The organism is Vicinamibacterales bacterium (assembly GCA_036504215.1).
In the GTDB taxonomy this organism is placed as follows: Bacteria; Acidobacteriota; Vicinamibacteria; order Vicinamibacterales; family Fen-181; genus FEN-299.
Map to the genome: position 1 here is coordinate 162,866 of DASXVO010000059.1, position 11,709 is coordinate 174,574.

The 11,709-nt window shown below is 65.7% G+C and carries 6 protein-coding genes; 2 read left to right on the top strand and 4 right to left on the bottom strand.

Annotated elements, in window-relative coordinates; translation table 11 throughout:
- The 3 genes from VGK32_17720 to VGK32_17730 all read right to left on the bottom strand — a co-directional run bounded on the left by VGK32_17720 (position 1) and on the right by VGK32_17730 (position 7,077).
- Complete coding sequence (locus tag VGK32_17720; protein ID HEY3383607.1) at positions 1-2,673, bottom strand: M14 metallopeptidase family protein; 2,673 nt, start codon at positions 2,671-2,673, stop codon at positions 1-3.
- A 63-nt stretch (positions 2,674-2,736) separates the two neighbouring features.
- On the bottom strand, positions 2,737-4,299 hold the full coding sequence (locus VGK32_17725; protein HEY3383608.1) for an AMP-binding protein: 1,563 nt from the start codon (positions 4,297-4,299) through the stop codon (positions 2,737-2,739).
- Positions 4,300-4,347: 48 nt separating this feature from the next.
- Positions 4,348-7,077 carry a glycoside hydrolase family 2 TIM barrel-domain containing protein gene (locus VGK32_17730; GenBank protein ID HEY3383609.1) on the bottom strand — a complete coding sequence of 910 codons (2,730 nt, stop codon included), beginning with the start codon at positions 7,075-7,077 and terminating at the stop codon, positions 4,348-4,350.
- A 212-nt stretch (positions 7,078-7,289) separates the two neighbouring features.
- On the opposite strand from VGK32_17730, the gene VGK32_17735 reads away from it, so the two are divergent.
- Together VGK32_17735 and VGK32_17740 are read left to right on the top strand one after the other, a co-directional pair.
- Entirely contained in the window at positions 7,290-7,928 is a 639-nt protein-coding gene (locus VGK32_17735; GenBank protein ID HEY3383610.1) for a TetR/AcrR family transcriptional regulator, read from the top strand.
- A gap of 7 nt (positions 7,929-7,935) precedes the next feature.
- On the top strand, positions 7,936-8,799 hold the full coding sequence (locus VGK32_17740; GenBank protein ID HEY3383611.1) for an SDR family oxidoreductase: 864 nt from the start codon (positions 7,936-7,938) through the stop codon (positions 8,797-8,799).
- A 109-nt stretch (positions 8,800-8,908) separates the two neighbouring features.
- On the opposite strand, the gene VGK32_17745 is transcribed toward VGK32_17740, so the two are convergent.
- Positions 8,909-11,641 (bottom strand): hypothetical protein, encoded by a 2,733-nt coding sequence (locus VGK32_17745; GenBank protein HEY3383612.1) that lies wholly within the window; start codon positions 11,639-11,641, stop codon positions 8,909-8,911.
- Between the last annotated feature and the right edge of the window lie 68 nt (positions 11,642-11,709).

The window sequence follows — 11,709 nt, forward strand, 5'->3', positions numbered from 1 at the left end:
CTACTTCATCAAGGCGTTGAACAACAGCTTGTACGTGCCGTGCGTTTGGGCGCGGTGCTGGGTCCGGTGACCGATCAGGACCACCCGGCCCTGGCCGTACCTGGCCGCCACCATGGTCGCCTTCTTCGCCAGGCCCTTCTCGCCGACCAGCCAGCCGCTCTGCAGGAGGTCGCTCTCAGGGTAGACACCGATGGTCTCGTAGCGCTCGTTGAAGTCGTTCGGCGCGATTTCGAACGCGGCGCTGCCGCCCAGGAACGCCACGAGCCCTTCGGCCGGCATCCCGTATGCGAGAGGGTTGGCCGGATCGAAGTGAACGTGCAGCGTCGAGCCAGGGCAGAAGAACTCCTTCGCCGGCCTGTTGGCCACCACGTTCCGGATCGGCAAGCTGAACTTGTCGATGGCGAAGGCGCTGGCCCCGCCAAACGTGACGAGCACGCCGCCCTTCTGAACGAACGCCTTCAGCGCCTGAACGCCCTCGCTGCCGATACCGCTGCGATATTCCGGCGGGTACGACTCTTCCGGACGGCCCCGGCGCCGCTCCCCGCCGGCCCCCGCTGGCGCCGCCTCGCCCGTGATCATCTGCGTCGAGTCCTCGGGCAGGATGATGACGTCGTACTTCGCCTCGAGTCCGCCCTTCTTGATCTCGGCGTCCATCAGGGTGGTATAGGGGAACGAGAACTGCTCGAGGAGGAACCGGGTCCATCCCTCGTCCGCGTTCCCGCCCCAGTACCGCTGGTACATCCCGACGCGGAGCCGCTTCACCTCGTGCACGCCCTGCTTCGGATCGACCTTCAACGCCGCGAAATCAACGCCGGTGTCGGTGCCGATGCTCGTGAGCAGGGCTGCCGGCGCATTGGCCGCCACCAGGAAGTCGCCGGGCTGCAGGCCGTCGCCTGTCTTGTCCACCCGCCTGACCGCGACGCCCTTGTCGAGCAGCAGGTTCACGGCCTTGAAACTGTCGTTCAGCCGTCCGTCGATGACGTAGCCGGTCGTGCTCTTCTCGACCTTCCCGACCGAGCGGACGGAGTCGAACTTCCGGAACTCTCCGGCCGGCACCGCGTCGAGCGGGTCCGCGCGCACGCCCATGAACTCGGCCATGGTGTCGGTGGCCATGTCGTAGGGACGGATGGGTGTGCCGTCGCGATCGCGCGTGTAGGAGTTGTCCGGGTAGAACGTGCGGCCCAAGAGGTACCGGATCAGCCCCATCTTCGGCTGCGCCATCGAGACGAGGTACGAACCCTGAGCGTAGGCGACGCCGTTCGAGGCCGTGAAGGGCTTGTCCGCCACCTTCATGTCCACGCCCTGCACGAGCAGCTTGCCGACCAGCTTGGCCGCGGTGAGCGGGTCGTGCTGGCCGGCCGGGATGACGAACGCCGCCGGTTTGCCCGCGGCGCCGCGCTCGGTTTGTCGCTTCGCCTTCAGGTAGGCGTCCCAGAGCACGGTCTCCTTGTGGCGCGCCGCGAGATCGAGCGCCGCCCACGCCGACACCTTCTGGCGTTCCACGATGTCGCGCAGCCGCCACCAGCCGCCCGGCCAGGGATTCGGAAACGTCGTCTGCGCCTCGTACACCGGCAGGTTCCGCGCGCCGCCCTCGAGTTGATCCGGGTGGATGAACATGGGCGTGGCGAGCTTCGCACTTGCCGACTCGGTCAGCATGCCCGCGATGTTGTGGAACGGCGTGATCCAGTGGAAGCCGAAATGTCCCCACCCTGAGTACTGCGCCATGTTGAGGATGCCCGAGAGATTGGCCTCCTCTTCCTTGTCCGCGATGTAGGCGCCGTACCAGCTGTGCTCGCGCCAAATCAGCGGGTCGGCGTCCGGGCGAATCGGATCGGCGTACGGCGGCACGTAGATGCGCGCGCCGTAGCTCCCCATGTGGTGATGGTCGATGTACGCCTGCGGGATCCACTCGGTGAACAGGATCTTCGCCATGTACTGCGACTCGACCATGTTGGTCTGGAACGCGTCGCGGTTGTTGTCGTGGCCCGTGTACTTCTGATAGAGCGTCGGCGGCGCGGAGCCCTCGTACTCGGTTCCGAGCGTCTTCTGGTACCAGTCGGTCACCATGATCTGGCCGTCCGGGTTGAAGCACGGGACCATCAGGAAGACGACGTTGTCGAGGATGCGCTGCGTCTCTTCGTCCTGCCGCGAGAGCAGGTCGTACGCCAGCTCAGGGCTCATCTGTGTCCCGCCGATCTCGGTTGCGTGCAGGCTCATCGACTGGCAGATCACCGCCTTGCCTTCGCCCACGAGCTTCCTCGCGTCTGCTTCTCCGATGCCGCGCGGGTCGCTCAGCTTCAGGTTCACCTGGCGCAGTCGCTCGAGCCTCGCGAGATTCGCGGGCGAAGAGATGATGACGAGCAGGAACGGGTTCTTCTCCGTGGACGGCCCCAGGTCCACGACCTTGATCTTCTGGCTCTCCTTCGCCAGCAGCCGGTAGTACTCGACCATCTTGTCCCAGCGGGCAATCTTGCGGTCGGCGCCCATCTGGAACCCGAAGAACGTGTCCGGTGACGTCACCTGCGCCGCCACCGCGCGCGCAGGCGCCGCCGTCGCTCGAGCCGTCTGGGCCTGTCGCAGCGCGGACGCGCCGGCGTCCTGGGCGGCTGCGTTGAAGAGAACGACGACACCGAGGGCGAGGATCGATCGAACCGTCCAAGCGGCCTTGCTCATCGAGTGACTCCCGCGGCAGGGGCGCGACCCGTTGCGTCCCTGCGGAAAGACCGACGATTGTTCCTACACCGACTCTTTTTCGTGGCCGCGGCGTCTTCGGCCCTGGGACCCGGACTGGACGATGTCGCGCACCATGACCGTGAGCGCGCGGTAGTCCACCTTGCCGCTCGGCATCTTGGGGAGGAAGGTCAGCACGACGAACTGCTTGGGGACGGCGATGCGTGCGACGCGCTCGGCGATCCGGCCGAGGATCGCCTTCTCATCCACCGGCGATGTGACCGCCGCCACGATGCGGGCGCCACGCACCGAGTCGGGCACCTCGACCACGGCGCATTCGGCTGCATCCCCGACGAGGCGCTGCAGCACGTCCTCGACCTGGACGAGCGACACCATCTCGCCGCCGATCTTCAGGAAGCGCCCGAGACGGCCCACGTGCCACAGGTAGCCGTCCTCGTCCATGTAGCCCATGTCGCCCGTGTCGTACCAGCCGCGCCGCATGTGCAACGTGGTCGCTTCGAAATCATCGAAGTAGCCGGGCATGACGCTGTCGCCCTTGACGAGAATCTTCCCGATCTCGTTGACCGCGCAGACCTCCCCCGTCTCGTAGTGCTCCATTCGCACCTCGACGTTGGGCAGCGCCTTGCCGACCGTGCCGGGCCGATTGTGCCCGGGGGTGTTCACCGAGATGACCGGGCTGGTCTCGGTGGTGCCGTACCCTTCGAGCAGCACGCAACCGTGTCGTTCGAGGTATCCCTGGCGCAGCGCCTCCGGGCACTTGTCGGCGCCGGTGATCAGCAGCCGGACGGTCGCAAAATCGCCGGGCTCGGACTTCTGCAGGTAGCCGGCCAGGAACGTCGGCGTGCCGACCATCATCGTCACGCCCTCTTCGCGGACGGCCGCACAGATCGCGCGGAACTCCAGCGGGTTCGGGTACGTCACCACGGTGAGGCCGTTGGTGAGCGGAAGCCACAGCGTCACCGTCAGGCCGAACACGTGGAAGAGCGGCAGGTTGCCAAGAATGGTGTCCTTCGGCCCGAACTCGAGCACCTGGTGCATGCCCTCGACGTTGGCCCGGATGTTCCGGTGCGTGAGCGGAACCGCCTTCGGATCCTGTTCGCTGCCGCTCGTGAAGAGCACCACCGCCTGTTCATCGTCCGATCCGGCGTGGATGCCGCGGCAGATCCGCTCCGCCGACATCGACGCGCGCAGGAACGCGCCCAGCTTGTTGAACGTGGAGACGCCCGCGGCCAGATCCTCGATGAACACCATGCCGTCGACGGTCGGGCACTTGATCTTCTCGAGCAGCGCCCGTGACGTGATGATCGTGCGGAAGGCCAGCCGCTGCTGCGCCATCTGGCAATTCTGCGCCGCGCCGGTGGAGTAGTTGATCATCACCGGCGTCCGGCCGCTCATCAGCGCGGCAAGGACCGTGTAGATCGCGCCACCCGAGGTGGGGACCATGACGCCGATCATGCCCGGCTTGTACTGCTTGAACTTGCCCGACAGGATGAGCGCGCGGATTAGCGTGTCACGGTAGGTCACCCGCTGGCCGGTCGCCCGGTCGATCACGGCCAGCCGGCTCTCGTGGGCTTTCGCTGTTTGGACGAACTGTTCGACGAGGGACACCAGCACTCCTCCACAGAGGGCCGGATTGTACATCAACAGCCTTCATCCTCACTCCTTCCCGATCGTGATGTTCGACACGACCGCTTCGCCGGCGGTCGGCACGAAGACCAGTTCGAGCCGGCCGTGGGTGACGGTGACCGTGAAGCTCCGGGTCACCGCCGTTCGATACGCGCCCGCCTCGCCCAGAATGTCCAGGTTGGCGATCCGCCGCTCGCCGTTGGCCTCCACGCTGAAGACCCGGCCGCCGGCTGTCGTGGCCTTGCCCGGCTCGAGGAAGCCGAGCGTCACGCGGTAACTGCCGTTTGCCAGGGGGATGTCGTAGCGGAACGTTCCGCTGCGGTAGGCGGCATACAGCCCCGCGTCTTTCGCGTCTGCCACGCCGCGAACCGGTGTCGCGTCGGACGGGGCGCGAAGGCCCGCCGTGGCGATCATGTGGCCCGTGCCGCCCCTGAAGAAGTTGTCCGAGCCGTAGAGCGCACCCGCCGAGGACGTGAAGCCGGTGGTCAACTGGCCTGCGGCGATGTTCACATCGTTCGCGTTGACCAGCGTCCATTCCACCCGATCGGTGACGACGACCCGGCCGTGCGTTCCCCGGGCCACGACGCGATTGGCTCCCGGCTGGAGCGCCACGTTCCCGAAGACGCACGTCTTCAGCGGGCACTGAGCCGGCGTCATCGTCGCAACGTCCTTGTCGTTCACCGACAGCCGGACGGACTCGGCGTTGGAATAGACCTTGACGTCGGCGACCGCATACGCGCGATTGGTGTAGCGGCGGCCGACGATGTAGGTGACCGGGGTCCCGCTCCAGTTGGCCTGGTAGAAGAAGAACGGGTCCTTCTTCGTCAGGCGATCGAACGTCACGAGCCCCTTCGTGTTGACCCCGCGAAGATCACCTTCGTTGCGGATGCCGGAACCGAAGTCGAACATGTTCCAGAGGTAGGTCCCCCACACGTATTTCCGGCTGGCGAGCACGCCGTAGTTCTGCTCGTGCACGTAGGCGGCGTATTCCTCGGGCTGATAGACCCGCGGCACGCCCATGTTGAAGCTGCCCACCGGGCCGCCCAGCGGGTTGTCGGTGTGGTCGGACAGCGCGGCGCCGGCGCCGTACTCGCTGACGCCGATCGGCTGGCGGGGGTACTTGGCGTGCAGTTCGTCCAGGTTCCGGCCGAGCTCGTCGGCGGACGCCCCGTAGTACCACATGAAGTACCGGTTCAACGCCCATGTATCGGAAATGCCCCCAACCGGAATGAAGCCGCCAAGGTTCAACATGCCTTCGTTGAGGTCTGCCATCGTCGTTGCGCGGCTGCTGTCTTCGGCCCGCGCCACCGCCTGCAGTTCGCGCAACACCGGCGTGACGTTGTCCTTGCCGGTTTTCCCGCCGCAGCCCATCGTCTGGCTCATCGTCGTCTCGTTGCCGATGGACCAGACAGCGATCGATGCGTGGTTGTACTGCTGGCGGATCAGTTCCTGGAGTTGTTGCTTCAGGTTGCCCATGAACGCACTGGTCGCGTCGGCGGTGGAGCAGCCCAACGTGCTGCCATTGACGAAGGGTACCTCGGCCCACACCACCAGGCCCAGCTTGTCCGCCTGCCGGAGGGTGTACTGGCTGTGGGGGTAGTGAGCCAGGCGAACGGTGTTGGCGCCCAGTTCCTTGATGAGCGCCAGGGATGCGTCGGTGTCACGCTCCGAGATCGCCCAGCCTTTTCCGACATGGTCCTGGTGCATGGCGACGCCGTGCAGCGGTGTGGACGTACCGTTCAGGAAGAAGCCGTCGTTCGGGTCGAATGACATCTGACGGATGCCGAAATCCTGCACCACCCTGTCCATCACCGCGCCGCCCCCGTCCGCGAGTTCGACGACGAGTTTGTAGAGGTAAGGGTCCGAGATCCCCTGCCACAGACGGGCGTGCGGCACGACGATGTCCTGCGCAACATCCGAGTTGGTCCCGGCATCGATCGACACGCCCTTCTGCGCCAGTCCGGCGAGGCGGCCGCCGGCGTCGACCAGCGCGGCGCGAACGACGTAGGCGCCGTCCCGATTGGAGTCGTTCGTCAACCTGGCGCGAACATTGACGGTGGCAATGCCGCTGGTGACAGACGCCGTGCGTCCGAAGACGCCGGAGCTTGCGAAGTCATCGAGCCCGAGATGGGCATCGCCGATCGTGGACACGAGAGAGACATCCCGGTACAGTCCGCCCGACATGTTGAAATCGCCCCCAAGCGGGGCAATCGCGGTCGGGTCCATGTCCGTCTTCGGTGCGCTGTTGTCGGTTCTGACGAGCAGCGCGTTTTCGCCGGCGCGCAGCATGTTGGTCACATCGAAACGGAATGCGGTGAACGCTCCCTTGTGCTGGCCGAGTTTCTTTCCGTTCAGCCACACGTCGGCCACGATGCTCGCCCCGTCGAATTGGAGCCAGTGGCGAACGCCGCGTAGGGGCCCCTTGAACGCGAGTCGATACCAGCCAGGTCCCCGCTTGTAGGGTGTGGTCGCCGTGGTGCTTGCGGCGTCGATCGCATTCCAGGTGTGGGGCAGGCTGACCTCCTGCCAACTGGCACCCGTGGCGACCAGCGCCGCGTCCTCGGTCAGGGAGTCGTCCCGGAGGAATCGCCAGCCGCGCGCGAGAGCGACGGTCATGCGCACCTCGGCCGTGCTGATGACCCGGTCGTTGGTCGGTGACTGGAGGCCCTTGCTCCCATCGCCGCTCGCAGCGACCGCCTGACCGGCGCCGGCCAGACACAGAAGCAGACACGCCGTGCACCACGGAACAGATCGATTCACGCCTCTCCTCCGTCTGGTTGCCGCGGTCACCGGAAGCCAGCGGTCGCGAGCGAACCGCCACCACGATACTCCGATCGCCCGCAGCGCGGAAGGCACGCCGAACCACCCGCACCTGTCCCGGCGGCAGGCCCAGAGACCACGCCCCTGGTTGACCCGGGCGAGGCGATCCTGTTATAAATGAATCTACTGTTCATTATTAAAGGCGTCGCATCATGACCCAGTATCTCAAGTCGGACGTTCGGGCGCGCATCGACGACGCGGCGCTGGAGGTGTTCGCTCGCGAGGGCGTCGAACGGGCGACGATGGCCGCGATCGCGCGGGCGGCGGGTATCTCGACCGGCAACGTGTACCACTACTACCGCAACAAGAACGACCTGTTCCAGGCGGTGGTGGGCGACACGTTCGTGCGACAGTTCCAGCGCCTCCTTCGGCGCCGGATCAAGACGCTCGACGGAGTCCCCGACGTGCGGACACTCGGCGCCGGCTCGCCATTCCACGTCGCCGCGGAAGAACTCCTCGCCTTCGGCATCGAGCATCGTCTGCGGGTCGTCATTCTGCTCGGCCGCGCGGCCGGCACCCGGCATGCCGGCTTCGGCAGTGAACTCGTCCGAACGCTCCAGCGGCTGGCCGTCGCCCACTTTCGAGGCCTCGAGCCGGCGCTCGCGGTCACTCCGGCGCTCCGCTCTGCGCTCGAGCGCATCTATCGGCATTGGGTCGACACGCTCGTCGAGATTCTCGTGACACATCAATCTTCGGCCGCCATTCGCGAGGCGGTCGGGCTCTTCTCGGCCTACCACCTCGCCGGACTCGAAGCGCTCTTCGGCGCGCGGGCCGGGGCTCACCAGGCGTAGGAGACGCATGTCGAACCAAATACTCGTGCTCGGGGCGAGCGGACGAGTCGGCGGATTCCTGGCCCGTGAACTGCGGAGGAGGGGTGAACGGCCGGTTGCAGCCGTCCGGCATCCCGAGCGGTTGCCGCACGGTGCGGCGCTCGAGACCATCCGCTTCGATTTCGATGACGAGGCGACGTTCCGGCCGGCGCTCGAGGGTATCGAGCGGGTGTTCTTGATCGCCCGGCCAGGCGACGAGCACGCAGACCGCACAGCGCTGCCATTCATCGATGAGATGCGCCGGGCGGGTGTGCGCGCGGTGGTCAACCTGACGGCCATGGGCGTGGATCGGCTCCCCGGGAACGCCCTGAACACCGTCGAGCGCAGCCTCGAAGCGTCCGGCATGGCCTTCACCCATCTGCGCCCGAACTTCTTCATGCAGATCTTCGCCGCAGAGCCGTTGCTCGGCGGCCTGCGACAAACGGGCCTGCTGCAGATTCCCGCAGGGGACGCCACACTCTCGTTCATCGACGCCCGGGACATTGCCGATGTTGCCGCGGAAGCACTGCTGAATCCGGTCCACGAGGGCCAGGCGTACACCTTGACCGGCGGCGAGGCACTCGACCACGGCCAGGTTGCCGCGGCCATCTCGAGCGCGACCGGCCGTCCATGCCGCTACGTGGCCATCGACGAAGAAGCCGCCCGCGCGGCCATGGCCGCAGGCGGCTTTCCGCCGGACCGGGTCGAACGATTGATCGGGTTCTACCGGTTGGTCCGCTCCGGCGCATGCAGCCCGGTCTCGAACGCGGTCGAGCAGATCCTGGGTCGCCCGCCGCGGGGCTTCGACCAGTTCGCGAGGGACAATGGACACATCTGGAAGGATGAAGGATGAAGGATGAAGGAGGAAGGAGGAAGGATGAGGAAGGATGAAGGAGGAAGGAGGAAGGATGAAGGAGGAAGGAGGAAAGGCGGGACCGCGTCCCGCCTTCCCTCCTCATCGGCTAGAACCCCTTGTCGAACCAGACGTCGTCGAGGATTACCGCGGTCTTGCTCACGGTCTTTCCGCCGACGGTCACGACGATCGTGTACTCGCCCGGATCGGCCGCAACCGTGCCGCCGAACGTCGGAATCGTCGGCTCGGCCTGCTCGCGACGGAAGCCGCCTCCGGGGCGCCCGGTCTGCGCAGGCTGTCCCGCGATCGTGACCGGTGTCACCCGTGCGTTCCACACGAGCCTGTTCACGCCTGCCGCGTTCGGCGCCTTCTTGTTCTCCGCCACGACGCGTGCACCCTTCATGACCTGCACGGTGATGTCACCCGTTGCCGCCGCCTTCTGGTAGTAGTTGATCAGGACGCCGGCCGGATTGCTGGGCGCATTGAAGTTGATGGTCGCCGACACGTGCTCGTTGCGCGTCACCCACTTCACCGCGGGCTTGATGTCGAACACATGGAGATCCTGCGCGGCCACCTTGTCGTTCATCTCCTCGAGCGGAGAGATGTCCGTGATGAACACTCCGCGGCCGTGCGTCGCCACGATCAGTTCGCCGTCGCGCGGGTGGATCTGCAGGTCCCATACCGGCTGCGTCGGCATGTTGCCGTGGAAGTCGTTCCACGTCTTGCCGCCGTCAATCGACACGTACAATCCGAACTCCGCTCCCACGAACAGCAGATTCGGGTTCGTAGCATCCTCGCGGACGACGTTGATCGGCTTGTTCGGCAGATTGCCGGCGATCGACGTCCACGTCTGGCCGAAGTCGGTCGTCTTGTAGAGGAACGGCCGGAAGTCGTCGTTGCGGTATCCGGTGTAGCTCAGATAGGCCGTGCCCGGGAAGTGGTGCGACGGCTCGATGCGGCTCACCCAGAGGCCGGGATTGCCCTTGATGTTGTCGTTGAGTTTCGTCCAGTTCTTCCCACCGTCCTTCGACACCCACACGTTGCCGTCGTCGGTGCCCGCCCAGAGCAGGTCCTTCACGATCGGCGACTCGTCGAATGCGCTGATCGTGCAGAACTGGATGTTCCCGTCGCCGCCCTTACCCGTCGTCAGCTTCGCCTTGTCGTTCGTCGTCAGGTCGGGGCTGATGACCTCCCATGAATCCCCGCGCGCCACCGACTTCAGCACCTTGTTCGCCGCGTGGTAGATGACGGTCGGGTCGTGCGGCGAGACGAGAATCGGCGCCGTCCAGTTGTAGCGGAGCGTGTCGTCGCGGTGGCGGATGTTCTTGGTCTCGCCGGTGTAGAGGTCCAACCGGGAAATCGAGCCGAACTGCGACTCGTTGTAGAGGTAGCGGTTCGTGACCGTGTCAACGACGTTGAATTGTCCGTCACCGCCGCCGACGGTCTGCCAGTCCTCGAACGCGATCGGCCGGCCGCCGCGCTTGCTGCTGGGTCCCCGCACCGACCCGTTGTCCTGGAGGCCGCCGTAGACGTTGTACGGCACCTGGTTGTCGTAGCCGACCGCGTAGAGTTGCGCGAGCGGCAATTCGTCCGGGTGATACCAGTTCTTGCCGCCGTCGTAGGTGATCCCCATGCCATGGTCGTAGCCCAGGATCATGTGGAGGGAGTTCGCAGGGTCGATCCACATCGCGTGATTGTCGCCGCCGAAGCGGAACGCCGGGTTCCAGGTCTTGCCGCCGTCCTTCGATTCGAGCACGCCCACGCTCAGCACGTAGACGTGATTCGCGTCGTTCGGGTCGACGCGGATGTCCATGTAGTAGTAGCCGGGGCCGCCGCCAATCTTCTGCTTGTCGGGGCTCACCTTCTTCCACGTCTTCCCGCCGTCGTCGGTGCGCCATACTTCCTCGCCGATCATCCCGTCGCTCGACTTGCCCTCGCGAAGCTCTTTCTCCCGGTCGGCGTCCGACATGCCGGGCTTGTTGGCGTTCTCGATGTTCGCGTAGAGGATGAGCGGGTTCTTCGCGTAGATGTCGAGGCCGATGCGGCCAACCATGCCGCCCGGGAGGCCGCCGGTGAGCTTCGTCCAGGTCTTGCCGGCATCGATCGTCTTGTAGATGGCGCTGCCTGGCCCCGCGAGATTGAACGTCCACGGCTTGCGTTCCTTGTCGTAGGTCGCGGCGTAGAGCGTCTCGGGTTTCTTCGAGTCCATCACGATGTCAACCGCGCCAATCGCCCGGTCGCCGATCTTCACGTCGAGTGACTTCGTCCAGGTCTTGCCCCCGTCGATGGTCTTGAACACGCCGCGTTCGGCGTTCTCGCTGTAGAGGTGGCCCAGCGCCGCCACGTAGACGATGTCCGGGTTCTTCGGATGAATGACAATCCGTCCGATGTGGTGCGTGTCCTTGAGGCCCATGTTGGTCCACGTCTTGCCGGCATCGGTGGACTTGTACATGCCGTCGCCCCAGTAGGTGCTCCGAGAGGAGTTGGCCTCGCCCGTGCCCACCCAGACGATGCTGGGGTTCGACGCGGCGACCGCGACGTCACCAATGGAGATGACGGGCTGGTTGTCGAAGATCGACGCCCAGCTCACGCCGTTGTTCACCGACTTCCACAAGCCGCCTGAGCCGGTGGCCATGTAGATCGTCCACGGCTCGAGCGCCGGGACCGCCCCGTCCACGAATCGGCCGCTCTGCCTGGTCGGCCCGATGGCCCGGAAGCTGAACGCCTTCAGAATCTCAGGTGAAAGGGTCTGCGCCGCGATGTCGTTGGCGCACAGCGTGAGAGCCAGGATGATGGCGGACACCAGACCGAGAGTCCGAACCGCCGCACGTGCCTTCCTCATAGAACGCTCCTTGAACGGGAACTCCGAGCCGCGAGTGTACTTCCGGAAGCCAGGGGGAGGGAGCCGCA